Origin of the sequence: Bradyrhizobium embrapense, assembly GCF_001189235.2 — a bacterium.
In the GTDB taxonomy this organism is placed as follows: Bacteria; Pseudomonadota; Alphaproteobacteria; order Rhizobiales; family Xanthobacteraceae; genus Bradyrhizobium; species Bradyrhizobium embrapense.
In genome coordinates, this window is record NZ_LFIP02000003.1 from 493181 (window position 1) to 519454 (window position 26274).

At 63.4% G+C, this 26274-nt stretch carries 21 protein-coding genes and 1 tRNA gene; 15 read left to right on the top strand and 7 right to left on the bottom strand.

Annotation, left to right across the window (positions count from 1 at the left end):
• Positions 1 to 54 precede the first annotated feature (54 nt).
• A complete protein-coding gene (locus AKN83_RS16345; RefSeq protein ID WP_050404083.1) occupies positions 55 to 2262 on the bottom strand; it encodes a spermine/spermidine synthase domain-containing protein in 2208 nt (735 codons plus the stop codon).
• 713 nt (positions 2263 to 2975) lie between these two features.
• On the opposite strand from AKN83_RS16345, the gene AKN83_RS16350 reads away from it, so the two are divergent.
• Positions 2976 to 4538: a 2-isopropylmalate synthase gene (locus AKN83_RS16350; protein ID WP_050404084.1), complete on the top strand. Its 1563-nt coding sequence runs from the start codon at positions 2976 to 2978 to the stop codon at positions 4536 to 4538.
• Between the two features lie 133 nt (positions 4539 to 4671).
• On the opposite strand, the gene mobA is transcribed toward AKN83_RS16350, so the two are convergent.
• Both mobA and AKN83_RS16360 read right to left on the bottom strand, forming a co-directional pair.
• Positions 4672 to 5289, bottom strand: a complete 618-nt coding sequence (gene mobA / locus AKN83_RS16355) for a molybdenum cofactor guanylyltransferase MobA (RefSeq protein WP_050404085.1) — start codon at positions 5287 to 5289, stop codon at positions 4672 to 4674.
• Complete coding sequence (locus tag AKN83_RS16360) at positions 5282 to 6166, bottom strand: formate dehydrogenase accessory sulfurtransferase FdhD (RefSeq protein ID WP_050404086.1); 885 nt, start codon at positions 6164 to 6166, stop codon at positions 5282 to 5284. Before AKN83_RS16360 ends, mobA begins: the two co-directional genes overlap by 8 nt.
• A gap of 183 nt (positions 6167 to 6349) precedes the next feature.
• Between AKN83_RS16360 and AKN83_RS16365 the strand changes: the two genes are divergently transcribed.
• The 4 genes from AKN83_RS16365 to AKN83_RS16380 all read left to right on the top strand — a co-directional run bounded on the left by AKN83_RS16365 (position 6350) and on the right by AKN83_RS16380 (position 13316).
• Entirely contained in the window at positions 6350 to 7603 is a 1254-nt protein-coding gene (locus tag AKN83_RS16365; RefSeq protein WP_050404087.1) for a molybdopterin molybdotransferase MoeA, read from the top strand.
• Positions 7604 to 7811: 208 nt separating this feature from the next.
• Positions 7812 to 9524 (top strand): NADH-ubiquinone oxidoreductase-F iron-sulfur binding region domain-containing protein, encoded by a 1713-nt coding sequence (locus AKN83_RS16370; RefSeq protein WP_063695375.1) that lies wholly within the window; start codon positions 7812 to 7814, stop codon positions 9522 to 9524.
• Positions 9525 to 9708: 184 nt separating this feature from the next.
• Positions 9709 to 12468 (top strand): formate dehydrogenase subunit alpha, encoded by a 2760-nt coding sequence (gene fdhF, locus AKN83_RS16375; protein ID WP_050405315.1) that lies wholly within the window; start codon positions 9709 to 9711, stop codon positions 12466 to 12468.
• A 53-nt stretch (positions 12469 to 12521) separates the two neighbouring features.
• Positions 12522 to 13316: a dienelactone hydrolase family protein gene (locus AKN83_RS16380; RefSeq protein ID WP_244521998.1), complete on the top strand. Its 795-nt coding sequence runs from the start codon at positions 12522 to 12524 to the stop codon at positions 13314 to 13316.
• 194 nt (positions 13317 to 13510) lie between these two features.
• On the opposite strand, the gene AKN83_RS16385 is transcribed toward AKN83_RS16380, so the two are convergent.
• Positions 13511 to 14047: a hypothetical protein gene (locus tag AKN83_RS16385; RefSeq protein ID WP_050405129.1), complete on the bottom strand. Its 537-nt coding sequence runs from the start codon at positions 14045 to 14047 to the stop codon at positions 13511 to 13513.
• Between the two features lie 88 nt (positions 14048 to 14135).
• On the opposite strand from AKN83_RS16385, the gene AKN83_RS16390 reads away from it, so the two are divergent.
• The 4 genes from AKN83_RS16390 (at position 14136) to AKN83_RS16405 (ending at position 17620) form a co-directional block, all read left to right on the top strand.
• The gene (locus AKN83_RS16390; RefSeq protein WP_050405130.1) at positions 14136 to 14723 is read left to right on the top strand and encodes an exopolysaccharide biosynthesis protein; all 588 of its coding nucleotides are present in this window, start codon (positions 14136 to 14138) and stop codon (positions 14721 to 14723) included.
• A 78-nt stretch (positions 14724 to 14801) separates the two neighbouring features.
• On the top strand, positions 14802 to 16013 hold the full coding sequence (locus AKN83_RS16395; protein WP_050405131.1) for an ABC transporter substrate-binding protein: 1212 nt from the start codon (positions 14802 to 14804) through the stop codon (positions 16011 to 16013).
• Positions 16014 to 16159: 146 nt separating this feature from the next.
• Positions 16160 to 16852 carry a glutathione S-transferase family protein gene (locus tag AKN83_RS16400; protein WP_050405132.1) on the top strand — a complete coding sequence of 231 codons (693 nt, stop codon included), beginning with the start codon at positions 16160 to 16162 and terminating at the stop codon, positions 16850 to 16852.
• A 240-nt stretch (positions 16853 to 17092) separates the two neighbouring features.
• Entirely contained in the window at positions 17093 to 17620 is a 528-nt protein-coding gene (locus AKN83_RS16405) for a Spy/CpxP family protein refolding chaperone (protein ID WP_050405133.1), read from the top strand.
• Between the two features lie 484 nt (positions 17621 to 18104).
• On the opposite strand, the gene AKN83_RS16410 is transcribed toward AKN83_RS16405, so the two are convergent.
• Positions 18105 to 18443 carry a hypothetical protein gene (locus tag AKN83_RS16410; RefSeq protein WP_063695416.1) on the bottom strand — a complete coding sequence of 113 codons (339 nt, stop codon included), beginning with the start codon at positions 18441 to 18443 and terminating at the stop codon, positions 18105 to 18107.
• A gap of 201 nt (positions 18444 to 18644) precedes the next feature.
• Positions 18645 to 19466 carry a Crp/Fnr family transcriptional regulator gene (locus AKN83_RS16415; protein ID WP_083992087.1) on the bottom strand — a complete coding sequence of 274 codons (822 nt, stop codon included), beginning with the start codon at positions 19464 to 19466 and terminating at the stop codon, positions 18645 to 18647.
• A gap of 1057 nt (positions 19467 to 20523) precedes the next feature.
• On the opposite strand from AKN83_RS16415, the gene AKN83_RS16420 reads away from it, so the two are divergent.
• The 5 genes from AKN83_RS16420 to AKN83_RS16440 all read left to right on the top strand — a co-directional run bounded on the left by AKN83_RS16420 (position 20524) and on the right by AKN83_RS16440 (position 24517).
• Positions 20524 to 21528, top strand: coding sequence for a TRAP transporter substrate-binding protein (locus AKN83_RS16420; RefSeq protein ID WP_050405136.1), 1005 nt, complete (start codon positions 20524 to 20526; stop codon positions 21526 to 21528).
• Between the two features lie 151 nt (positions 21529 to 21679).
• Positions 21680 to 22252, top strand: a complete 573-nt coding sequence (locus AKN83_RS16425; RefSeq protein WP_050405137.1) for a TRAP transporter small permease — start codon at positions 21680 to 21682, stop codon at positions 22250 to 22252.
• The gene (locus AKN83_RS16430) at positions 22252 to 23535 is read left to right on the top strand and encodes a TRAP transporter large permease (protein WP_050405138.1); all 1284 of its coding nucleotides are present in this window, start codon (positions 22252 to 22254) and stop codon (positions 23533 to 23535) included. Before AKN83_RS16425 ends, AKN83_RS16430 begins: the two co-directional genes overlap by 1 nt.
• A 159-nt stretch (positions 23536 to 23694) precedes the next feature.
• On the top strand, positions 23695 to 24276 hold the full coding sequence (locus AKN83_RS16435) for a Spy/CpxP family protein refolding chaperone (RefSeq protein WP_050405139.1): 582 nt from the start codon (positions 23695 to 23697) through the stop codon (positions 24274 to 24276).
• 165 nt (positions 24277 to 24441) lie between these two features.
• Positions 24442 to 24517, top strand: a tRNA-Lys gene (locus AKN83_RS16440).
• 57 nt (positions 24518 to 24574) lie between these two features.
• Here AKN83_RS16440 and AKN83_RS39655 read toward each other — a convergent pair.
• Positions 24575 to 24802, bottom strand: a complete 228-nt coding sequence (locus tag AKN83_RS39655; RefSeq protein ID WP_157113412.1) for a hypothetical protein — start codon at positions 24800 to 24802, stop codon at positions 24575 to 24577.
• A gap of 381 nt (positions 24803 to 25183) precedes the next feature.
• Here AKN83_RS39655 and AKN83_RS16450 point away from each other — a divergent pair, with 381 nt between their 5' ends.
• Entirely contained in the window at positions 25184 to 26257 is a 1074-nt protein-coding gene (locus tag AKN83_RS16450; protein WP_430641559.1) for a flavodoxin family protein, read from the top strand.
• Positions 26258 to 26274 lie beyond the last annotated feature (17 nt).

Here is a 26274-nt window from a genome sequence, read left to right on the forward strand (position 1 = left end):
CCTGCCGCCTGTGCGTGCCTGACTCGCGCGCGACGTTGAGTGCAGCAGCCCTCGCTAGCCCTTCCGCGACGGCATCCACGCGGACAGCAGATAGAACCCGATCGCGACGATCAGCAGATAGCGGAAGCCGAGCAGGGTCGAGCACGACTCGGCGAGGCCGCCGATGACGGATCCCGCGATGTTGGAGCCGAACGCCTGATCGGGATTGGCTTCGTCGCGGAACGAGCGGGCGAAGATCACGCCGGCGAAGAACATCGGGCCGAGCGCCAGTGCGCACGGGATCGCGTAGCGCCAGACGATGCCGCCGCTGAGAAACGTGTCCAGCGGCACCAGCACCGAGACCGCCAGCAGCGCCAGCAGCCCGGCATAGTGCCGCGCCAGCCGGATCGACGGCACCTTGATCACGTACAGATTGGCGGCAAGGATCAGCAGCAGCGCGGTGAAGAACACCGCCGAGTTGACCAGCCAGGTGCTGCCGAACAGCAGCGCCATCTGCACCACGGCCTTGGTCTCGAGCAGCATGAAGGCCGCGCCGAGGAAGAACATCCGGTTGTTTGGCCGCCAGGCGCCCTTCGGCTTGAACAGGTAGACGAGGCCGAGCCCGAGCACGCCGAGCAGGATCATCGAGCGAACCGTCAGGTCGGGGATCAGCCTGCCGCTGACATAGAGGAACGGCCAGTCGTCGCTGGTCGATTGCCTCGCGCCTTCATTGTCGACCACCAGTCTGGCCGGCGCCAGCGGCACCCAGTCGCCGTGCGGGGCGGCTGCCTTGTCCTGCACTTTTTCCTGCGGCTTGTCGAAGCCGTCGACCGACAGGTTCTCCGGCGGAAGGCTGTTCAGCCAGAACTGGCCGCGGTCGCGGAACGCGGTGGGGATGCGCGGATTGCAACCCGCGATGATGGTGGTGAAGCCGACCGCTTCGGACGAGGTCAGCGTCTCCTTGTAGGGCAGCGGCAACACCAGCGGATCGCAGCCGAACACCTGCTTCGCCATCTCGGCGACGCGCTGCACGATCCAGCCCTGGCGATAGTAGTTGTACATCACGAAGACGCCGTCCTGCTTCAGCACGCGGCGGACGTCCTGGAACGCCGGTTCGGTGAACAGATAGCTTTCGAGACGGATGTTGGCATAGCCGCTGTGGAGGATCAGCGAGTCGACCAGCGCATACACCACCAGATCGTATTTGCGTTCGGTAGTGCGCAGGAAATGCCGGCCGTCGTCGAGATGCGGCACCACCCTCGGGTCCTGATACGGCTTGTCAGGATGGTTGTGGATGCCGATGTCCTGGATCACGGGATCGATCTCGACCGCGTCGATGCGCTCGACGCCGAAGCGCAAGGCGTGCGCGAGGTCGTTGCCGGAACCGGCCCCGATGATCATGACGTCCTTGAACGGCGCGCCGCCGCTGTGCTTTTGCAGCAGGTGGATCAGCGAATAGGACGAGCCGCGTTCGCTGAACGGCATCATTTCCTGATGGCCGATGCTGTTGACGGTGATCACGCTGTTCGATTTGTTGAGGTCGACGGCGTAATAGGGCGACCAGCGGATGTCGTGGCTGCCGGAACGATCGGTGTAGAAAGCGGTGAATCCGACCACGACGATGATCGTCACGAGGCGCAGCAGTGACAGCGCCTTGTCCTGGTAGAGCAAATAGACGATGCCGGCGCAGCTGATGCCGAACCAGACCACCGGCGGCGCCTGCGCGAACGACAGCAGCGAGAACCCGACGATGCCAGCGAGGCTGCCGCCGATATTCAGCGAATAGCCGGCGACGCGGTTGGCGTAGGCGTCGAAAGCGCGGCCGAGCGTCTGGCCGAGGCCGACGAACATCAGCGCGATCAGCACGAAGAACAGTCCGGCGATCGCCTCGATCGGCACGACGAACTTGGCGAGATCGGGGTTGCGATACTCGGTGCCGAAGAACACTTCCTGCGGCGAGGCCTGGTGGCCGACGTCGACCGCGAACTGGCCCCAGTTGGAATACAGCATCATGATCGTGACCACGGCAGCGAAGGTCACCAGGGCGAGCCCCGGGAACAGCGCAAGCCAGTTGGTGTTCCGCCGCGCGGCAAGGCAGCCGCAGGACATGCCGAGGAAGGCTGCCAGCAGCACGATGTTGGTGAAGAATTGCAGGAACACGACCTTGGCCGAGAACCAGCGGATGCAGGCCAGCTCGAGAAACAGGATCAGGAATCCGACCAGGAAGAGATTGAAGCCGGCTTGGCGCTGATTGGGCCCTTCGGCCAGGTTCGTCGCGGGCATGATCCTGATAACTCCTTAACCAACCAAAGGACGCGCCCTTAACTCCCGGTCGCCGCCGGACACTAGATGCAACCAGTTGAGCAAAGATTGACTTACCCGGCCGCGTGCGCGCCGCGATTGCCATCGACGTCACGCAAGGTAAACGTTCGCTATTTTCAGCGCGGCCTTCATCGTCGCGACGGCTCGCGCCGCCGAGTCCGCGTCCGCGCGAGTTGCTCATCGAGAGATGAGTGGACGTGAGGTGAGCACACTGGTTTGGCTGTCTCCCCCTTGCGGAGAGGGAAACCCCTCCGCCGGTGCGTTCCTGCCAGCCGGCGGGCCTCATGCGCCACGATAGGTCAACCCAGCTGACCATCTTTACCCATTGCGGCGGCTTGCCATAATCGTCTAGAACGACGGCGTCCAAGCGCTCCCGGCAACCAACCGTCAACGGTTTTGCCCGAGGATTTCGGCGCTCAACAGGGTCTGGCAATGCTGATTCGCGGCCAAATCGATCGGATTTCGGGGGAGGTGGCCCAGGCTACCGCCACGATCCCGGCCGGAACGCCCACCCTGCTTATTGGCGGCCTGTTTCTTACCTGCCCCTGAGGGCCGGCTGGGCGTTTGCGCCTGGGCACTCAGGGGTTTGTACCAGATCACCGGACCCTGATAATCGCCCAACTAATCGCTCAAAGCAGCAATGACGGGCGCCAAAGTTTAAAGGAATTTCTGACATGGCCACCGCTAACAAGTCCGAGAAGGACCGCGTCATCATTTTCGACACCACCCTGCGCGACGGCGAGCAGTGCCCCGGCGCCACCATGACTTTCGAGGAGAAGCTCGAGGTCGCCGAGTTGCTGGACGATATGGGTGTCGACGTCATCGAGGCCGGCTTCCCGATCACCTCGGAAGGCGACTTCCAGGCGGTCAGCGAGATCGCCCGCCGCTCCAAGAACTCGGTCATCGCGGGCCTGTCCCGCGCCCATCCGGCCGACATCGATCGCTGTGCCGAAGCCGTCAAGTTCGCCCGCCGCGGCCGCGTCCATACCGTGATCGCGACCTCGCCGCTGCATATGCGGGTGAAGTTGAACAAGACCCCCGAGGAGGTCATCGAGACCTCGGTTGCGATGGTCGCCCGCGCCCGCAACCAGATCGACGACGTCGAATGGTCGGCCGAGGACGGCACCCGCAGCGAGATGGACTATCTGTGCCGGATCGTCGAAGCCGTGATCAAGGCCGGCGCCACCACGGTGAACATTCCTGACACCGTCGGCTACACCGTGCCGGAGGAATACACACATTTCATGCGCACGCTGATCGAGCGTGTGCCGAACTCCGACAAGGCGATCTTCTCGGTGCACTGCCACAACGACCTCGGCATGGCGGTCGCGAATTCGCTGGCCGGCATCGTCGGCGGCGCGCGGCAGGTCGAGTGCACCGTCAACGGCATCGGCGAGCGCGCCGGCAATGCCGCGCTGGAAGAGATTGTGATGGCGATCAACGTGCGGAACGACAAGTTTCCGTACTGGAACAAGATCGACACCACGCAGTTGACCCGCGCCTCGAAGGTGGTGTCGGCCGCGACCTCGTTCCCGGTGCAGTACAACAAGGCGATCGTCGGCCGTAACGCGTTCGCGCATGAGAGCGGCATCCATCAGGACGGCGTGCTGAAGGACGCCTCGACCTACGAGATCATGCGGCCCGAGATGGTCGGCCTGAAGCAGTCCTCGCTGGTGCTCGGCAAGCATTCCGGCCGCCACGCCTTCATCCACAAGCTGGAGGAGCTGGGCTACAGGCTCGGCGCCAACCAGCTGGAAGATGCCTTTACGCGGATGAAGGCGCTGGCCGACCGCAAGAAGGACATCTACGACGAGGACATCGAGGCGCTCGTCGACCAGGAGATGGCGGCCGCGCACGACCGCATCAAGCTGACCTCGCTGACCGTGATCGCCGGCACCCATGGCCCGCAGCGCGCGACCATGAAGCTCGACGTCGACGGCCAGATCAAGATCGAGGAGGCCGAGGGCAACGGCCCGGTCGATGCCGTGTTCAACTGCATCAAGCGCCTGGTGCCGCACGAGGCCAAGCTGGAGCTCTACCAGGTCCACGCGGTGACCGAAGGCACCGATGCGCAGGCCGAGGTCTCGGTCCGTCTCGCGCACGAAGGCCGTTCGATGACCGCCCGCGCCGCCGATCCGGACACGCTGGTCGCCTCCGCCAAGGCCTATCTCGGCGCACTGAACAAGATCGTGATGAAGCGCCAGCGCGACGTCCCGGCGACCAAGGTCGCGGGCTGACGGTTCGCACAATCAACGCATTCGGAAACGCGGCGCCCCGGCGTCGCGTTTTTCGTTTGGGGTGCGGAAATCTAAATTCGCGGTCGTCGGCGCCGGCGATGTTTGTCCGGAAACAAAGTTGCAGACGGGCGCCTCATCCGCCGTCGAGCGCGGCGAGGCGATCGGCTTCGGCGATGTCTTCGACGGTGTTGGCATTGAAGAACGGATCGAGCGGCTCGGTCGGCCACTCGACCGTTGCCAGCGGATAGCGCGCGGTCCAGCGATCGATCCGGCGCACGTCTTCCTCGACCAGTGCGTGGCGCAATTCGCCCCGCAGGCGCACGCTCCACAGTCCGATGACCGGATGCACCTGGCCGCCCGATGACGCGACGGCGAGTTCGGCATTCTCCGCCGCGCGCGCCTGCTCCAGGCGTGCGACAAGATCGCGCGGCAGAAACGGACAATCGCCCGCTGCGCTGAGCACCCATTTCGCATCCGGCCGGTTGGCCGCCGTCCAGTCGAGCGCGGCGAGGATGCCGGCGAGGGGACCCGGAAAATCAGCGACATCGTCGGCGACGACGGGAAGGCCGAAGGCGGCAAAGCGCGCCGGGTCGCCGTTGGCGTTGATGATCAGCCCGCTGCATTGCGGGGCGAGGCGGTCGATCACCCGCTGCAGGATGGTGCGGCCGGCGATCATGCGCATCGGCTTGTCGCCGCCGCCCATCCGCCGCGCGAGCCCGCCGGCCAGCAGCACGCCCGGGATGTCAGTCATGGTCGGTCTCGCCCTTGCGCCTGTGCCGCATCGATTCCTCTTCGACATAGTCGAGGTTCTGGTCGTAGACGATCCGCTCCTGGCCCGACAAAGCGATGAAGCGCTTGCCGCGCGCGCGCCCGACCAAGGTCAGTCCGACCTGCCGCGCCAGATCGACGCCCCATGCGGTGAATCCGGAGCGGGAGACCAGGATCGGGATGCCCATCCGCACCGTCTTGATCACCATCTCGGACGTGAGTCGTCCGGTGGTGTAGAGGATCTTATCGGCCGGATCGACATTGTGGCGATAGATCCAGCCCGCGATCTTGTCGACGGCGTTGTGCCGGCCGACATCCTCGGTGTAGCAGACCGGCGCGCTCTCCTTGCACAGCACGCAGCCATGGATGGCACCGGCCTCCAGATAGAGCGATGGCATGGTGTTGATGGTGTGCGTCATCCGGTAGAGCCACGAGGTCCGCAATTCGGCCTTCGGCAGCGCGACCTTCTCGACGGCTTCGAGCAGGTCGCCGAACGCCGTTCCCTGGGCGCAGCCCGAGGTCTGCGTGCGCTTCTTCAGCTTTGCCTCGAAATTGGTGTGGTGCGCGGTGCGGACCACCACCACCTGAAGATCGTCGTCATATTCGACTTCGGTGACGACGTCGTCGTATTTGAGCATGTTCTGGTTCAGGAGGTAGCCGAGCGCGAGATATTCGGGATAGTCGTTGATCGTCATCATCGTGACGATCTCCTGCGCGTTGAGGTACAGCGTCAGCGGCCGCTCGACCGGTACCCTGATCTCGGTCGGCGCGCCGGTCTGATCGACGCCAGTGACGCGCTCGGTCAGGCGCGGATCGTCCGGATCAGGAACAATGATGGGAGCGGTGGTTGTCTCGGGCACTGCTAGACGTCCGGATGGGTTCACATGGCAACGCAGCTGGGGATATAAGCACGGGCGGAGACCGACTGGCCACTCTCCGCCGTCTTGCTGGAACCGCCATGGTCGGTCCGGCCGAAAGATAACGCCGCAGGTCGCGATCCGGGTCGAACAAATCTTGTCGATGGCCGAGGACTAAGAGACATCATGGCGCAGCTTTCCGACGACTGCTTCGCCTTCGGCGGACCGATGATGTCGGTCGACGACGCCGTCGCGATCATCGCCGCGCGCGTCAAGCCGGTCGGGGAGACGGAAGCCGTTGCCCTGGTCGACGCCGACGGACGCATCCTCAGCCACGATGTCGCGGCGCCGTTGCCGCTGCCGCCTTTCATGAATTCCGCCGTCGACGGTTATGCGGTCTCCGGCGCCGACCTGCCGGCGAGCGGCGAGCGCGCGCTTCCTGTCGCCGGCCGCGTGCAGGCGGGGGCACCGGCAGCGGCCGCGCAGCCCGGCCAGGCGGTGCGGATCTTCACCGGTGCGCCGATGCCTGATGGCACCGACACCGTGTTCATGCAGGAAGACGTGCGGATCGACACTGCGGGTAACGTGATCCTGCCGTCCGGCCTGAAGGTCGGCGCCAATGTACGTCCGGCCGGCGAGGACATTGCGCGCGGCCATATCGCGCTGACGTCGGGCCAGCGGTTGCGCCCGCAGGACATCGCGGTTGCCGCGGCATTCGGGCTCACCACGCTCGATGTGGTGCGGCGCCTGCGCGTCGGCGTGTTCTCCACCGGCGACGAGCTGGCCGCGCCGGGAAGTGCTCGCGCCGAAGCGCAATTGTTCGATTCCAACCGCTTCATGCTGATCGCGATGCTGCGGCGACTCGGCTGCGAGGTCGGCGATCTCGGCATCCTGCGCGACGAACGGGCCGAACTTGCTGCCGCGCTCAAGCAGGTCGCGCAACGCTACGACCTGATCCTGACCACCGGCGGCGTCTCGACCGGCGAAGAGGACCACGTCAAGGCCGGCATCGAGCAGGCGGGCTCGCTGGTGCTGTGGCGGATGGCGATCAAGCCGGGCCGACCGGTGGCGATGGGCGTGGTCGACGGCACGCCGCTGATCGGCTTGCCCGGCAATCCGGTGGCGAGTTTCGTCACCTTCGTTCACGTGGTGCGGCCAACCGTGCTGGCGCTGTCGGGCGCCGCGCCGTCGACGTTGCTGCCGATGCCGGTCCGGGCCGCCTTCAGCTACAAGAAGAAGAGCGGCCGCCGCGAATATGTCCGCGCCTCGCTGCGGCGGGCGGCGGACGGCGCGCTGGAGGCGACCAAGTTTCCCCGCGAAGGGGCTGGCCTGCTGTCGTCGCTGATCGAGACGGATGGGCTGATCGAGCTCGGCGAGGCCATCGTGCGGGTCGAGCCGGGCGATGTGGTCGGCTTTCTCGGCTACGCCGACCTGCTCTGAGATCGCAGGATGCGGGCGAGATCGCCTCTGCCGGACGCTCGCGTGATTTGGAATTCAGATCACTCGATAGGCAAACATTAACAACGACCTGCGCGGCAACCCGACGTTGCTAGAGGCGTTCTAAATCTGCTTGCCTGTGGCATGCCAGAGAATACAGTTAGTTGAACCGGCGCAATTTGCACGAAGCCGGGTTCCAAGGCGAGGTTTCATGAGCGGAGACGACGTTCACAAGGTCCGCGCGTTCGAGCATCCCGGAGCCGGCAGGAAGCGGGCGAAAGCCACGCCCAAGGGACGCCAGGTCGATCCTGCGGCCGCTCATGAGATCGAGGCGCTGCTCGCCGACCGGCCGAGGCGTCGCGACCTCTTGATCGAGTACCTGCATCTGATCCAGGACAAATACCATCAGATTTCGGCCGCGCATCTTGCCGCGCTCGCCGATGAGATGCGGCTGTCGTTCGCCGAAGTGTTCGAGACCGCGACCTTCTATGCGCATTTCGACATCGTGAAGGAAGGCGAGCCCGGCATCGCGCCGCTCACCGTGCGGGTCTGCGATTCGCTGACTTGCGCGATGCTCGGCGGCGAGCAGCTCTTGAAGGATCTTCAGAGCCGCGCCGGGCCCGGCATCCGCGTGGTGCGGGCGCCATGCGTCGGCCGCTGCGACACTGCACCTGCGGCGGAGGTCGGCCACAACTTCATCGATCATGCGACCGTCAGCAACGTGCTCGCTGCGGCGAAGAACGGCGACACCCATGTGCATCTGCCGCCTTACGTCGATTACGACGCCTACGTCGCCGACGGCGGATATAAGCTGCTGACGCGCCTGCGCTCGGGCGAGCTGCCGCGCGAGGACCTGCTGAAGGCGCTCGACGATGCCTCGCTGCGCGGTCTCGGTGGGGCCGGTTTCCCGACAGGGCGCAAGTGGCGCGCCGTGCTCGGCGAACCCGGTCCGCGGCTAATGGCTGTCAACGGCGACGAAGGCGAGCCCGGCACATTCAAGGATCGCTACTATCTCGAGACCGATCCGCATCGCTTCCTCGAGGGCATGCTGATCGGCGCGCACGTGGTCGAGGCGCCCGAGGTCTACATCTATATCCGCGACGAGTACCCGGCTTGCCGCGAGATCCTCGCGCGCGAGATCGCAAAGCTTCCGCCCGGCGGACCTGTGCTGCATCTGCGGCGCGGCGCCGGCGCCTATATCTGCGGCGAGGAATCCTCGCTGCTGGAATCGATCGAGGGCAAGCGCGGCCTGCCGCGCCACAAGCCGCCTTATCCGTTCCAGGTCGGGCTGTTCGGGCTGCCGACGCTGATCAACAACATCGAGACGTTGTGGTGGGTGCGCGACATCGTCGAGAAGGGCGCCGACTGGTGGAAGAGCCACGGCCGCAACGAGCGCCACGGCCTGCGCAGCTTCTCGGTGTCGGGACGCGTCAAGGATCCCGGCGTCAAGCTCGCGCCGGCCGGCATCACGTTGCGCGAATTGATCGACGAGTTCTGCGGCGGCATGGCCGACGGCCACACCCTGCAGGCCTATCTGCCGGGCGGCGCGTCCGGCGGCATCCTGCCGGCATCGATGGACGACATCCCGCTCGATTTCGGCACGCTGGAAAAATACGGCTGCTTCATCGGCTCGGCCGCCATCGTCGTGCTCTCGCACGCCGATGACGTCAGGGATGCCGCGCTGAACCTGATGAAGTTCTTCGAGGACGAGAGCTGCGGGCAATGCACGCCCTGCCGTGCCGGAACCGAGAAGGCGGCGCTGTTGATGCAGCAGCCGGTCTGGGACAAGGAACTGCTCGACCAATTGAGCCAGGCGATGCGCGATGCGTCGATCTGCGGGCTCGGCCAGGCGGCCTCCAATCCGTTGACGTCAGTGATCAAATATTTTCCGGACGGGTTTCGTCCGCAGCAAGCCGCCGAGTGAGCGGGCCGGGCAGGGCGAATTTCGACGAGGATTCTAAATGAGCAACGACAAGAACTCGCCGCCGCAGGGGTACGGTCACGACGCCAAGGGTGCCGCCGGAGGAAGCAACGCTCCCGATGGCCGTGTCACCGTCACGCATAGCGAGCCGATCGGCAAGATCGGCGGCACCGGCGGCGGTCCGCAGATGATCCAGTTCGAGCTCGATGGCCAGCAGGTCGAGGCGCGGGCCGGCGAGACGATCTGGCAGGTCGCCAAGCGCCAGGGCACCGAGATCCCGCATCTGTGCTATTCGCCCGCGCCGGACTATCGGCCGGACGGCAATTGCCGCGCCTGCATGGTCGAGATCGAAGGCGAGCGCGTGCTGGCGGCGTCCTGCAAGCGGACGCCTTCGGTCGGCATGAAGGTGAAGTCCGCCAGCCAGCGCGCCGTCGCGGCGCAGAAGATGGTGATGGAGCTGCTCGTCGCCGATCAGCCGGCGCGCGAGACCTCGCACGATCCGGACTCCAAATTCTGGCACTGGGCCGAGAAGACCGGCGTCACCGAAAGCCGCTTCCCGGCGTCCGAGCGATGGCACGCCGACACCAGCCACCCGGCGATGCGCGTCAATCTCGACGCCTGCATCCAGTGCGGCCTGTGCGTGCGGGCGTGCCGCGAGGTGCAGGTCAACGACGTGATCGGCATGGCCTACCGCAACCACGACGCCAAGATCGTTTTCGACTTCGACGATCCGATGGGTGAATCGACCTGCGTCGCCTGCGGAGAATGCGTCCAGGCGTGTCCGACCGGCGCGCTCATGCCGGCGGTCATGCTCGACGACAAGCAGACGCGCGTCGTCTATCCCGACCGCAAGGTGGACTCGCTGTGCCCATATTGCGGCGTCGGCTGCCAGGTCACCTACGAGGTCAAGGATGAGAAGGTGATCTACGCGGAAGGCCGCGATGGTCCCGCCAATCACAACCGGCTCTGCGTCAAGGGCCGCTTCGGCTTCGACTACATCCATCACCCGAACCGGCTGACCAAGCCGCTGGTGCGGCTGCCGGGCGTGAAGAAGGATGCTAACGACCAGGTCGATCCGGCCAATCCCTACACCCATTTCCGCGAGGCATCGTGGGAGGAGGCGCTCGATCTTGCCGCGGCGGGCCTCCGAAAAATCCGCGACGAGAAGGGCGCCAAGGCGCTTGCGGGGTTCGGCTCGGCCAAGGGCTCGAACGAGGAAGCCTATCTGTTCCAGAAGCTGGTCCGCACCGGCTTCGGCTCCAACAATGTCGATCACTGCACGCGGCTGTGTCACGCCTCGTCGGTGGCCGCCTTGTTCGAGGGACTGAGCTCCGGCGCGGTGTCGGCACCGTTCGCCGCGGCGGCCGATGCCGAGGTGATCTGGGTGATCGGCGCCAACCCGACCGTGAACCATCCGGTCGCCGCGACCTTCATCAAGAACGCCGCCAAGCGCGGCGCCAAGCTATACGTGATGGACCCGCGGCGGCAGACGCTGTCGCGCCACGCCACGCAGCATCTCGCCTTCAAGCCGGGCAGCGATGTTGCGATGCTGAACGCGATGATCCACACCATCATCACCGAAGGCCTGACCGACGAGCAGTACATCGCCGGCTATACCGAGGGCTACGACGAGCTGAAGACCAAGATCCAGGAGTTCACGCCGGAGCGGATGTCGCCGATCTGCGGCATCCCCGCCGAGACGCTGCGCGAGGTCGCGCGGGCCTATGCCCGCGCCAAATCGTCGATCATCTTCTGGGGCATGGGCATCAGCCAGCATGTCCACGGCACCGACAATGCGCGCTGCCTGATTGCGTTGGCGCTGATCACCGGCCAGGTGGGCCGCCCCGGCACCGGGCTGCATCCGTTGCGCGGCCAGAACAACGTGCAGGGCGCCTCCGACGCCGGCTTGATCCCGATGTTCCTGCCGGACTATCAGCCGGTCGACCGCGACGACATGCGCGGCGCGTTCGAGAAATTGTGGGGGCAGGAGCTCGATCCGGTGCGCGGGCTGACCGTGGTCGAGATCATGAACGCGATCCACGCCGGCGAGATCCACGGCATGTATGTCGAGGGCGAGAATCCCGCGATGTCCGATCCGGATCTGCAGCACGCGCGCGAGGCGCTGGCCAAGCTCGATCATCTCGTGGTGCAGGACCTGTTTGTCACCGAGACCGCGTTCCACGCCGACGTGATCCTGCCGGCCTCGGCGTTCGCCGAAAAATCCGGCTCCTTCACCAACACCGACCGCCGCGTGCAATTGGCGCGCGAGGTGATCAAGCCGCCGGGCGATGCGCGGCAGGATCTCTGGATCATCCAGGAGATCGCCAAGCGGATGGGACTGCCGTGGAATTATGCGGGGCCGGGCGAGGTCTTCACCGAGATGGCCGAACTGATGCCGTCGCTGAAGAACATCACCTGGGAGCGGCTGCTCCGCGAGGGCGCGGTGACCTATCCGGTCGACGATCCGGACAAGCCGGGCAACGAGATCATCTTCACCACCGGTTTCCCGACCGCGAGCGGCCGCGGCAAGATCGTGCCGGCCAAGGTGATCCCGCCGGACGAACTGCCCGACGACGAGTACCCGATGGTGCTGTCGACGGGGCGCGTGCTCGAACACTGGCACACCGGCTCGATGACGCGCCGTGCGCAGGTGCTCGACCAGATCGAGCCTGAAGCGGTCGCGTTCATGACGCCGAAGGACATGCGCAAGAAGGGGCTCGCGCCGGGTGACTTCATCCGACTCGAGACGCGCCGCGGCGCGGTCGAAGTCAAGGTGCGCGCCGACCGCGACGTGCCCGAGAACATGGTCTTCATGCCGTTCTGCTACGCGGAGGCGGCGGCGAACTTGCTGACCAACCCGGCGCTCGATCCGTTCGGTAAGATACCGGAGTTCAAGTTCTGCGCGGTCCGCGCCGAGAAGATCGATATCCGGACCGCAGCGGAATAGCCGTCCGGCCAAAACAAACGCAAAGGGCGACGCAAGCCCGCAGGGAGATCAGCATGCGAACCATCATCGTCGGAGCACTTTGCGCCATCGCAATGGTCGCGCGCGCACAAGCCGCGGTCAAGGAAGAACCGGTCACCTACACCGACGGCGAGGCCACGATGAAGGGCTTTGTCGTGTATGACGACGCGAGCCAGGCCAAGCGGCCGGGCATCGTGATGGTACACGAATGGTGGGGCATCACCCCGCACATCCATAGCGAGGCGCGCAAGTTCGCGGAGCAGGGTTACGTCGCCTTCATTGCGGACATGTACGGCGACGCCAAGACCGCCGACAACCCGAAGGACGCCGGCGCGCTCGCGGGTTCGGTGATGAAGGATGCGAAGGTGATGGAGCAGCGCTTCAACGCCGCGCGCGAGCAACTCGCCAAGCAGGCCTCGGTCAATCCGCAGCGGATCGGCGCCGTCGGCTACTGCTTCGGCGGCGCGGTGGTGCTGAACATGGCGCGCACCGGCGCCGATCTCGCCGCCGTTGCGGGCTTTCACGCCTCGCTTGGTCTCAACACGCCCGCACCGGCGCCGGGCACCGTAAAGGCGAAGATCCTGATCCTGAACGGCGCCGACGATCCGTTCGTGAAGCGCGAGCAGTACGATGCGCTGAAGAAGGATTTTGACGCAGCAAAGGCCGATTACCGGATCATCGAGTATCCCGGCGCCGTGCACGCGTTCACAAACCCCGAGGCCACCGAGCTCGGCAAGAAGTTCAACCTGCCGCTCCGATACGACGCCAAGGCCGATCAGGAATCGAAGGCCGAGGCCGCCAAGCTGTTTGCCGCAAGCCTTCAGAAATGAGCCGACGGGCCGCCGACATGGTGTTGCTGCGGTCCTCAGCGATTCCAGGGCGCCTGACGTAGCCAGGCGCCTGATCGATTTCTTTCCTCGGATACCGCTATCTTGCGCACGGCCATCGGGCGGGCGGGCTTGGAGCGGCCGCGCGGATAAGTCGCCAACCTGTTGCGTTGAACTTGCGCTGACGGCGGCCCGACTCAGCGCGCCCCGGCGCCCGGTGCCACGTTGAGCGGCGCGCCCCCGGTCGAAATCGGACCCGCCGGTTTTGGCGCCCGAACCGGCGGCCGTCTCGGCTTCGGCACCGCCTGCGCGGTCGGTGCTGCATGCGGCTGGTCGGCCGTTGCCGTGGCCTGCGGTGGTACGGGAGCCGGAGCGGGCCGCTGCAGAGCATCGACCTTCGAGGCCAGGGCCGCCAGCTGGTCGGCGATCGTCTTCATCTGCTCTTGCTGGTCCGCCACCGACTTGCTGAGTGCGCCGATATCATCCTGCAGCTTCTGCTGGGTCGCGAGGAGATCCGGCAATGCCTCCTTGTCGCCTCCTGCCACTTCGTCGCGAGGCGCAGCGTTGCCGAGAGAGGGAACCAGCGGCGCGATCTGGGGCCAGGCGTAGACGCCTCCGGCGCCTACGCAGGCGAGGACGACGACCAGCAGGAACCACGGCCAGCGGCGGCGAGCGGCGGGAATCGGGCTTGACGGCGCATGGCGCTGCCATGCCTGATCGGAATCGTGGGTCACCCATGCTTCCTAGTCTGCTTCGGCAGCTGTTGCAATCGATGCCGAGTCTGGCCACTTTGGCGGCATGACCCCCTCGTCCGGAGCCCCATTGGCGCCCACGCACACGTCCCAACTTCTTGAGGAACTCGTCGCTCAAGCACCGGACGGCCCCGTCGATCTCGAATGGCTCCTCAGCAACCTGGACAAGCGGTCGTTCGGCCTGCTCCTGCTGCTTCTGGGGCTGCTGGTGATCATTCCCGGCGTTGCGACGGTTGCGACGCTGGCGCTGCTGTTTCCGGCGGTCGAGATGATGCGTGGCCGCAGCGCGCCGTCGTTTCCGCATTTCCTGTCGAAGCGGCAGTTCGACTTCAAGCGCTTCAAGCGGTTCACCGTCCTGGTCCGTCCGATGCTGCAGGCGATCGAGCGCATCAGCCGGCCGCGCTGGGACGCGCGTCGCGACGTGATCGACCGCCTGGTCGGATTGGTCGTGTTTTTGCTGGCCTTCTCGGCGGGCTGGCCGCTGCCACTGGTGAACGTCATTCCGGGAATGGTGGTCGTCCTGATCGCGATCGCCTACCTGCAGGAGGACGGCCTGCTGCTGACGATTGCGATGGCGGCGGCGCTGATTTCTCTGGCCGGGCTCGGATGGACGCTCTGGGCATCGTTCACCGCCGTCACGGCCTGGATGGGGCTGTAAGGGGTCGACATCCCGCGCAGGCATGATCATTATCCCGCCGGACGTCGCGGCAAACAGCGACGCGAATGGGGAGAACACATGCGTTGCATCACGCTCGCGGCCGTCGCCGCGCTCAGCCTTGTTTCCACGTCGGCGATTCTTGCTGCCGACAAGAAATACGATCCCGGCGCCAGCGATACCGAAATCAAGATCGGGCAGACCATGCCCTACAGCGGTCCGGCTTCGGCGTACGGCACGCAGGGCAGGGCTGAGGCCGCATACTGGAAGATGATCAACAGCCAGGGCGGAATCAACGGCCGCAAGATCACGCTGCTGAGCATGGACGACGGCTATAGCCCGCCGAAGACGGTGGAGCAGACGCGCAAGCTCGTCGAGCAGGATGAGATCCTTGCCGACATCGGTTCACTGGGCACGCCGACCAATTCGTCGATCCAAAAATATCTGAACGGCAAGAAGATCCCGCATCTCTTGATCTCCACCGGGGCCTCGAAGTGGAACGATCCGAAGGAATTCCCCTGGACCACGCCGTTCTATCCGCCCTATGCGCAGGAAGCGAAGATCTACGCCAAGTACATCGCCAAGGAGTTGCCCAACGCGAAGATCGGCGTGATCTACCAGAACGACGACTTCGGCAAGGACTATCTGAAGGGCTTCAAGGAGGGGCTGGGCGAGAAGGCCGGCCTGATCGTCAAGGAGCTCAGCTATGAGGTGACCGATCCGACGATCGATTCCCAGATCGTTAATCTGAAGGCCAGCGGCGCCGATGTGCTGATGACGATCACGACGCCGAAGTTCGGCGCGCAGGCGATCCGCAAGGTTGCCGATCTCGGCTGGAAGCCGACGCACTTCATCGTCTCCGTCGCCAGCTCGATCGGCGGTGTGCTCGAGCCCGCAGGCCTCGAAGCATCCACCGGCCTCATGACGGCGCTGGCGACCAAGGTGGTCGGGGACCCCGCATGGGACACCGACAAGGGCGTGCAGGACTATCTCGCCTTCATGAAGCAGTGGTATCCGGAGGGCAATCCGATCGATGGCAGCAACCAGATCGGTTATCTGTCGGCGCAGTTCACGGCCATCATCCTGAAGAATTGCGGCGACGTGCTGACGCGCGAGAATCTGCTGAAGCAGGCCACGAACCTCAGCAAGGTCTCGCTGCCGCTCCTGCTGCCGGGCATCACCGTCTCGGTGTCGCCGACGGACTACTCCACCTTCGACACCTTCAAGCTCGCGAAGTTCGACGGCAAGACCTGGAAGTTCTTTGGCGAGAACATCAGCACCGCGTCGCGGTGAAGACGAGTGAGCGGCGGCCGTGCCGGCCGGCATATCGGGGACGCAGCCACCGCGGCTGCGTCCCGACCCCGGGCTTACCTGCCTGACATTTCCAGCCGACCGATCTTGAGGTAGCCTGTCGCCGGCTTGGACGTGACGGAGCTGGCATGCTCACGCTCTATTCCTATCCGCCGTTGTTCGGCGTCGCCGACAACAATGGCTACGGGCTGAAGGTCTTCGCCTTTCTGAAGCTCGCCGGCGTGCCGTTCCGGCACGAACACATTTTCGATGCCTCGAAGGCGCCGCGCCAGCAATTGCCCTATATCGTCGATGGCGATGACAGCGTCGGCGACAGCGAGACCATCCTCGCCCATGTCACCGAAAAATACGGCGTGTCGCTGGATGCGGCGCTGACGCCGGCACAACGTACGACCAATCTCCTCGTCACGCGAACGCTAGACGATCTCTACTGGGTGATGTCCTATTCGCGCTGGCAGGACGAGCGCTACTGGCCCCAGTTCCGCGATGCGCTCAAGCGCGAACACCCCGGCCTCACCGACGACGGGTTGATGAAGGCCAAGGCGTTCAACGCCCAACGCTACTACTATCAAGGCATCGGCCGCTTCGCGCCCGACGCCGCGATCGCCCGCGGGCTCGCCGATCTCGCCGCACTGGCGAATCTGATCCCGGCGCAGGGCTATGTGCATGGCGACAGGCCGACGAGCATCGATGCCGGCATCTATGGCTTCGTCGCCAACATCTATTTCTACGACATCGAAACGCCGCTGAAGACATTCGTGGTCGCGCGTGACGCGCTGGCACGACATTGCCGTGCCATTCACGGAGCGGTTGCTCCCTGACGCAGCCTGATAGCTGATCCCCGTGATGGGTATCAGACCGGCACTGGCCGTGAAGGCGCGGTGCGCTTGGACATGCAGCTACCGGAGACCAAGATTATCCGGATGTCATGCCGGCGAATGCGTCAGCAGTGAACGGGCAGACGCCCTGCCGGAATAATATTTCCTTGATGGTCGTCAACACGGGCAGCGCGCTGCATGCCATTTTTTTCCGGGGGCCACTCATTATTTAGGAGATTTCCGATGTTGAGAATAGTGACTGGAGCAACCGCACTCTTCCTTGTCGCATCGTCGATCGCTAACGCGCAAGGTCCGCAAACCGCGCCCGCGTCTTCGGAGCGCTTGAATGTAGCGGACCGCAATAATCTCACGGACATGCGGATCGATCTAACGAAGGCAGCGTTGCAACTGACCGCCGAACAAGAAAAACTTTGGCCGCCAGTGGAGAGCGCCATACGTGCCAGGGCGGAGGATCGGAAAGCGCGCGTAGCAAAAGTGCAAGAAACAGTGGGCAGGCGGGCTGACGAAAGCCGCATCGAAGCCTTGCGCAATCGTGACCCGATCGCCTTTCTGCAACGACGCTCGGAAGCTTTGGCTCAACGATCGGCCGACTTGGACAAGCTAGCCGAGGCTTGGCAGCCGCTCTACAAGACGCTCAATCCCGAGCAGAGGCAACGCGTGGCGGCACTTGCCATCTTCGTACTCCACGACATGAGCGATGTCATAGAGCGACGCAAGGCAATGATGCGGTCAGATGACGACGAAGACTAGATAAGTCGATTGCGGCAGCGAGGCTCGAAAATGAACGAGGCCGCCATCTGATGGCGGCCTCTCTTTACATAAAGATTGCAACTGCGGCGATTGCAATTGGAGATAGTCCCAGGATCAAGATGCTTACCGTATATAGTACCTCGTCAGTCATGAGACAGCTCCGCGGCTTGATGCTGAATCTTACTGCCGCGGGCGCCAGACGGACTTGAGCGGCGTCAAAAACCGGCGAAGCGATTTCGTCTCACCCTCTGCATCGAGTTTTGCTTATGCTACTCGCCACTCGGCCAAGAGCTTGTGCAGCATCTCGACCTTTAGCGCGCAAATAAAAGAGGCCGCCAACTCGGGCGGCCTCTGCCGGACGTGCTTAGTATGAAGCTCGTCCTCCGTTGCGCAAACTAATGACAATGGGTCAGGCTAGCCGTTCGCAACGTCTTTGAATGATGCCCGAGATTGCTCGATGCGGTCTTTGATGGGCGTCAAAGACTTAGAGCTGGCCGCAATTCACCTTCCGGCGCATCTGGTTAGTGGTACCTTCGATGAACCTTGCGAGCCATTCGAAACTGACGAGCAGGCTTTCCGCCTGCCTCCGTTCCAGCGATCCAGGTTCGAGCGAATCGGTTAAACGCCGTTGACGCTCGGTGCGCTCGCGGCAGGCTCTGGCCCTGTTTTCAGCGAACTCGAGTTGTTCGCGTTCGTGGCCTAGCTTTCTCTCTTCCTCGATCAGTATTCGGGTGATCGTCGCCCTAGTTTCGTCCGGTGTGTCGCGGGCCTTCAGGAGATCCAAACAATGGTCGATGTTCGCGCGTGTAATGAACTTATCCAAGGACGCGTCCCCACTAGCTTTCGTCCAAGTTACGGCAGGCTCGGGTTTCATGACGGTTCCGAGTTGATTTAGCGAAAAGTTGCGCTGTAATCCCAAGTAAACGAAAACTTACCGTCCGTGCGCCAATCGGGTCTGTATGATTTCGAACACTACTGCAGGATTTTGGACATGCCGGGAATCTAGCCACGGCCCGGAGGTAAATCACGCACTCTTTGGTGGTCCAAAGAGCTTTCTGAATTCGGTTCGCATGGTGGCGTAGCATTCGCAGGTTGCGTCCTCGAGCCCCGACCGGTTGACGATCGTCACCTGACCGCGGCGATACTGTATGAGCCCGGCTTTCTGCAGGCGGCTTGCCGCAATAGACACTCCTGAGCGTTGAACGCCCAGCATCATGGCCAGGAATTCATGAGTGAGTTGGAATGTATCAGACAATGCGTTGTCGTGAGCGATCAGCAGCCAGCGACAGCAGCGTTCCTCAAGATGATGAAGTCGATTACAAGCGGCCGTCTGCGCAAATGCCAAAAGCGCAAATCTCTCGTATTTTTCCAATGCTTCGCGGAGTTCTTGATCTTTGGCCAAACAATCCTTCATGATGCCGTGCTTGATGCGGAACGCCGAGCCCGGGACTTGAACGACCGTATCGAGCGGAGCCCTGCTGATGCCAAAGATTGTGCCGGGCTGGGTGACGCCTTCAATGCCAACCACGCCAATCTCGACAGTGCGACCATCCTCCATCGATTTAACGAGCGAGATCAGACCGCGGTTCACGAAATGCAAGTAATTGACCGGTTGATCGGCTCGATCAACTACTTCACCCCTTGCTGTGCTTACCAGCTCCAGGTCAGGTTGTAGCCGCCTCAGCGTCGCTCTCGGTAACGACAGCAGGATAAGGTTGGCGATGCTCTCGTGCGCATCAGAATCGGCCACGTTTTTCCCAGCTCCCCGGCAGCGGTGGCTCTCGGTTTCCTGACTGTACAAGGAGGGCAGCGCGACGCAACGGCCATCTTGGGTGATTGCTGACATTCACATCCCTTCAGGGAGTGGCGCGACGTGCAGACCATGCTCCTGACCGATCGCGAGGAGGGTGGTGCGGCTGCCGCGCTCGGCGCCGCAGCCTGCGACTGATATCGCGTGGCGATTCACTTGCTCAGGTGTTGCCGGTTGGACACGACGGGCAAATCAGCAAAACGCGTCAAGTCCCCGCAATGAAAATATTTCGGTTTATCGTAATGGCAATCCGGTATATGGTCTGTTCGTCTCACCCGATCGAGGGGCGCTTCGCGGTCGTCACGAACGTGGGTCGAGATGCGGTGGACGCTGATCGCGCAGTCGACGAATGCGCATGACGCGGACGGTGAAGTCGTGTGGTCCTGACGCCCTAGTGGTAGGTGTCTTTTCGCGATGCGCGTTGCGGAGACGGTGACAACAAAGCCCAGTCTCGCCGGGGAGAGCACGAAGTAAGCCGTAGCCCATCGCGCAGGGAAAGCCGGGTTGTTTCCGGTTACACCTGTGGTCCTACCCCCGAGCTTTCTACCCATTGCTCGGGGCCCATGGGTGCGATCGGCACCCGGCTTTCCCTGCGCCCTCTGTGAGGAGGCGAAAACGAAATGCAAAGCTCGGGCAAATCATGTCGCGAGAACGAGAATCTGCATCCTCATCCTCACCTGTCATTGCCCGGCGCGACCTGGCGATCCAGTACGCCGCGGCCTCTCTGCTCAAGCACCGGCGTCTCTGGAATGCTGGATCACCCGCATGCGCGGGCGATGACACCGAGTGCTCGGTGATCGTCATTGCCGTCCTTGCCACGCTGCCCGTCGGGTCCCAGCCTTCGTGCCCGGCGAACTCGCCATTGCCCAACTTCGCATTGACCGCGCCGCCATGGCCGGGCACAGCGTGCGGGCGGTGTCATTGAACGGCCGCGAGAGCCGAAGGGGATACCGCCGTATCGAATTTTGCAGTGCAGCAACGGCGCAATTAGCCCCTGCTAAAGGGGCAATGGCAATCGGCGTTGCTTGTCTGTAATGGTGCGACCGGATGTCTCGGGGCCGGTATTCGTGCTCCGCAATACGCGGGAGGAAACATGCGTAAATTCATTTTGGCCGCGGCGTCGATCGCGGCCTTGACCTTTGTCGGGCAGGCCTCGGCGCAGTCGCCGATCGTCATCAAGTTCAGCCACGTGGTGGCCTCGGATACGCCGAAGGGCAAGGCGGCAGACAAGTTCAAGGAACTCGCCGAGAAGTACACCTCCGGCAAGGTGAAGGTCGAGGTCTATCCGAACTCGACGCTCTACAAGGATAAGGAAGAGCTCGAAGCGCTGCAGCTCGGCGCGGTGCAGATGCTGGCGCCATCGAACTCGAAGTTCGGCCCGATCGGCATCAAGGAATTCGAAGTCTTCGATCTGCCCTACATCCTCCCCGACCTGAAATCGCTCCGCAAGGTCACCGACGGTCCGCTCGGCGCCCAGCTGCTCAAGAAGCTGGATTCCAAGGGCATGACCGGTCTCGCCTACTGGGACAACGGCTTCAAGCAGATGAGCGCGAACAAGAAGCTGGTCGCGCCCGCCGACTACAAGGGACTGAAATTCCGCATCCAGTCGTCGAAGGTGCTGGAGGCCCAGTTCCGCGCGCTCGGTGCGATTCCGCAGGTGATGGCGTTCTCCGACGTCTACCAGGCGCTGCAGACCGGCGTGGTCGACGGGCAGGAGAACACCTGGTCGAACATCTACACCCAGAAAATGCATGAGGTGCAGAAGTACGCGACCGTCACCAATCATGGCTACATCGGCTACGTCGTGGTCGTGAACAAGAAGTTCTGGGACGGCCTGCCGGCCGACATCCGCGACCAGCTCAACAAGGCGATGAAGGAAGCCACCGAGTTCGGCAACAACCAGTCGGCCAAGGAGAACGAGGACGCGCTCGCCGAGATCAAGAAGGCCGGCAAGACCGAGATCGTCAGCTTGACGCCGGAGCAGGACGAGGCGATGCGCAAGGCGATGATGCCGGTCTACAAGGACGTCGCCTCGCGCGTCGGCCAGCCGCTGATCGACGAATTCCTCAAGGAAACGGGCCGCAGCCCGATGAACTAAGGCGTGATCCGGAAAGGCGGACACCGGCTTTCCGATCATGCCCAACAAATCGCGGATCTGAACCGCAAATCCAACGAATGCTGCGGCCGCATGAGGCCGCGGACCGGGTGCCGTGGCCGGTTGCCGCATCAGGCCATGACAGGGGAGATCAATGCTGCTGAAAATTCTGGACCGGCTCGAGGAAATCATCATCGCGAGCCTGATGGGCGCTGCGACGCTTCTCACCTTCATCACGGTGGTGCACCGCTTCCTGGTCGACGTGCCGGTGCTCTATCCGTATCTGTTCGGCATCAACCTCGCGTGGTCGCAGGAACTGTGCATCTACATGTTCATCTGGATGGCGAAGTTCGGCGCCGCCTATGGCGTGCGCACCGGCATCCATGTCGGCGTCGACGTGCTGATCAACCGCCTCAATGATTTCTGGCGCAAGCGCACCATTACCTTCGGCCTGCTCGGCGGCGCGCTGTTCACCGCGATCGTCGGCACCATGGGCGCCAAGTTCGTGTTCGAGCTGATGCACACCGACCAGGTCTCGCCGGACATGGAGATTCCGAGCTGGATCGTCTACGCCTGCATTCCGCTCGGCTCCTATCTGATGTGCTTCCGCTTCCTCCAGGTGTGCTGGACCTATTGGAAGACCGGCGAGCTCCCGCACCATGACGCCTCCCATGTCGATGGCGTCGAGACCAGCAAGACCGCGCCCGTCGCGCTCGGAGAAGCGTGATGAGCGCCGCACTTATTTTCGGACTGCTGTTTGCCCTGATGCTGACGGGCATGCCGATCTCGATCTCGCTCGGCCTCACCGTGCTCACCTTCCTGTTCACCATGACCGAGGTGCCGATCGAGAGCGTCGGCTTGAAGCTGTTTTCGGGCCTCGACAATTTCGGCATCATGGCGATCCCGTTCTTCATCCTGGCCGGTACCTTTCTGACCCGCGGCGGCGTCGCGCGGCGCATGATCGCGTTCACCACTTCGCTGGTCGGGCATCTGCCCGGCGGCCTTGGGCTGGCCGGCGTCGCAGCCTGCGCGATGTTCGCGGCGATCTCGGGCTCGAGCGTCGCCACCGTGGTCGCGATCGGCTCGATCATGATGCCGGCGATGGTCGATCACGGCTATCCGAAGCGGTTCGGCGTCGGCGTGATCTCGACCTCGGGCGCGCTCGGCATCCTGGTGCCGCCCTCGATCATCTTGGTGCTCTACGGCGTCTCGACCAACACCTCGATCGGCGCGCTGTTCATGGCCGGGATCGTGCCGGGCGTGCTGCTCGCGCTGATGCTGGCCGCGGTGACCTTCTTCGTCGCGCAGCGCAATGGCTACCCGAAGATGCCGCGGGCGACCATCGGCCAGCAGTTCAAGGCGTTCCGCGAAAGCATCTGGGGCCTGTTGCTGATCGCGATCGTGCTCGGCGGCATCTATGGCGGCATCTTCACGCCGACCGAAGCAGCCGCAGTCGCGGCGACCTACGCCTTCTTCATCACCGTGTTCGTCTACAAGGAGCTGAAGCTCTCCGAGGTGCCGAAGGTGCTGCTGCAGGCGGCGAGCATGAGCTCGATGCTGCTCTACATCATCACCAACGCGGTGCTGTTCTCGTTCCTGATGACGCACGAACAGATCCCGCAGGAGATGGCGGCCTGGATCATCGACAAGAACTTCTCGGTCTGGATGTTCCTGCTGGTCGTCAACGTCATCCTGCTGCTCGCCGGCAACGTGATGGATCCGTCGTCGATCCTCCTGATCATGGCGCCGATCCTGTTTCCGCTGGCGACCAAGCTCGGCGTGCATCCGGTGCATCTCGGCATCCTGATGATCGTCAACACCGAGGTCGGGCTGTGCCATCCGCCTGTCGGGCTCAACCTCTACATCGCGAGCAGTATCGCCAAGATGGGCATCAGCGAGATCACGATTTCGGTCCTGCCATGGCTGTGCGCGATGCTGGTGTTCCTCGGCCTGATCACCTACGTGCCGGAGATCTCGCTGTGGCTGCCGCGGCTGCTGGGAATGATTTAGCGATAACCGGAAAACCAAAGCGCGATTCCGCGCTTTGGATGTTTCTGACCGGCAATGAAGCGGATTACATCTTGGTAAGAGAGGTTTCTCTGTCCAATCTGTAAGTTGAAGGCGAGGGGCGGCGGCAGCATCCTCAGGCAACCTTCAAAGGAGGTTCGGATGAAGAAAGTTCTGCTTGCCGGTATCGCAGCGCTCACGATTGCCGGTTCGACCGCGGTCTATGCCCAGCATCGCCCGTGGTTCCATGGCCAGACGCGGATGAGCCCCGAGGATCGGGCCGCCTTCCTCGACGCGCGCATTGCCGCGGTGCACGCCGGGCTGAAGCTGACCGCCGATCAAGAGAAGCTGTGGCCGCCGGTCGAAGCCGCGGTGCGCGACTTCGCCAAGATGCGGCTCGATCGCGCCAATGCGCGGATGGCCGCGGAGAAGTCCGATGCGGACCAGGCGCAGAAGCCGGACGATCCGGTCGCGCGGCTGCGCGAGCGCGCCGACAACATGGCCGCGACCGCGACGTCGCTGAAGAAGATCGCCGATGCCGCCGACCCGCTCTACAAGACGCTCGACGACAACCAGAAGCGGCGGCTGACCATGCTCACCCACATGGAAGGGCGCGGTTTCGGTGCCGAGGGCTGGCGTCGCCATCGTCTCGAGCGCGGCATGGACCGCTGGGAGCATGACGGCCGCGACCATCATTTCGACCGCGATAACGGTCCGGATCAGGAGCGCTCCGGCCGGCTCTGAGAGCCAGCCTCCGGCAGCCTTGCCAAGCCTATGAAAGGCCGCCGGAATTCGGCGGCCTCTCGGCTGTCAGAAAGTCGGGAAAAGTTGCGCCAGCTTGCTGGACATCGCGGAATCGCTTTGCTAAACGACGGCCTCTCTTGCGAGGGTCATTCCGGAACAAGTTCCGGGCGCATAGCTCAGTTGGTAGAGCAGCTGACTCTTAATCAGCGGGTCCCAGGTTCGAGCCCTGGTGCGCCCACCAAGCTTTTCAATAGCTTAGGTTAGCCCTCGTAGTCGTCATTCCGACAAACGGCCGCGTCTATTCCGACAAACCGGCTGCTTTTGTTCGCTCCGCGCGGCGTTTCCTGGTGCCCGAGATCAGCTGCTTTCGCGTGCGTTTTGCATAGGTCGGCAATTGCCGGGCCGACCTGTGGCGGCCGGCGGCTCGCAACTCCGCGTCGGTGAGGTCGCTTTCGGCTCCGTCGGTGAAGCCGCCATGGCGAAACGAGGTGAATGGAAGTTCGGGTCGAATGCCGGCTGCGGCCACGATGTCCTTAACGACGCTGCGCAGGTACCGCAGATCCTTGCGCTCGGTGATCCATGGTAGTGGAGTACGCGACTTGCGGTGCGCATGATCCCGCCCTGCTTGAGATGGGCATACCTGTCACGCTGTATACCGGATACGACGCAAGTAATCTGCCGGAGAAGTATGCGCATGTTCCGGTGGTGACCAAGCCACGAGATTGTGCAGAGGCTCTCGACCTCCTTTCCAGGCAGATGGCGGCCACCTAGAAGTTTACTCGTGACGCCTGGGCCGTTGCGCGGCCTTCTAGCCCCTTCCAAAGATCGCGGTCGAGGTCGCAACGCAACACAGGAACCGCCGAGTTTCCCTTGCATTGGTGCCAAGAAATTATGTTGGTCCCTTGTGATGCAACCTGATGTCCGGAAGGGCATGCCCTCCGTCAAACTTTCGCGCGAGGAATTCGAGCAGCGTTACCGCAGCCGGTTCAAGGATTCTGCGTTTGAGCCTTTGCAGCGGGAGATTAATGCGATCGTCGCCGCGGCGTGGGACGCCTATAGTCATTCGCGCAAGGCGCCTCGGACACGCAAGGCAGGGCCCAAATTCGCCGATCCAACCTACGACATCGCCGCTGACTGGCTGGCTGCGCGCCAAGCGATCGTGGCGGCTCAAGAACAACATGAATCGCTAGAGGAGCCCGCGCGAATTCTCATTGTCAACGGGTCGTCCCGCAGTGAGCACACCTGTCCTGGCGAAATGTCGAAGACGTGGCGGCTCGTCGAGCTGGCCGAGCCAGTGTTTCGACATATGGGCTTTGTCGTCGACATACTCGATCTCTCGAGACTGACCTCCGAATTCGGCAAGCACATTCATCCCTGCAAGTCGTGCGTTGCGACCGCGATGCCGCTCTGCCATTGGCCGTGTAGCTGCTACCCCAATTATTCGCTGGGACAAACCGACGACTGGATGAACGAGATCTACCCGCTTTGGGTCGCCGCGCACGGAATTCTCATCATCACACCGGTGAACTGGTACCATGCGCCGGCGGGACTGAAGGCGATGATCGACCGGCTGGTCTGCGCCGACGGAGGAAATCCCGATCCATCCTCGACGCACGGCAAGCGGGCAGACGAAGCCAAGGCGCTGGAGCTGAAGGGCTGGTCGTATCCGCGCCATCTCGCTGGACGTCACTTCGGCATCGTGGTCCATGGCGACAGCGTCGGCGCCGAAACTCTCCGGCGATCACTGTCGGACTGGTTGACCGACATGTGGCTCGTCTCGAGCGGACGCGCCGGGGAGGCGGACGGATATCTCGGCTACATGGAACCATACGCGACCTCGCACCAGGCGCTCGACAAGGATACGGCGTTCCAGCAGGAAGTCATAAATGCGGCGCACGCGCTCGGAAACGCTGTGAAACTCGCGCGTGCGGGCAGGCTGGAGGATCCCGGGGCGGAGATCAACGATCCCAACCCGAAATGAAAAGACAATCCGCCGAT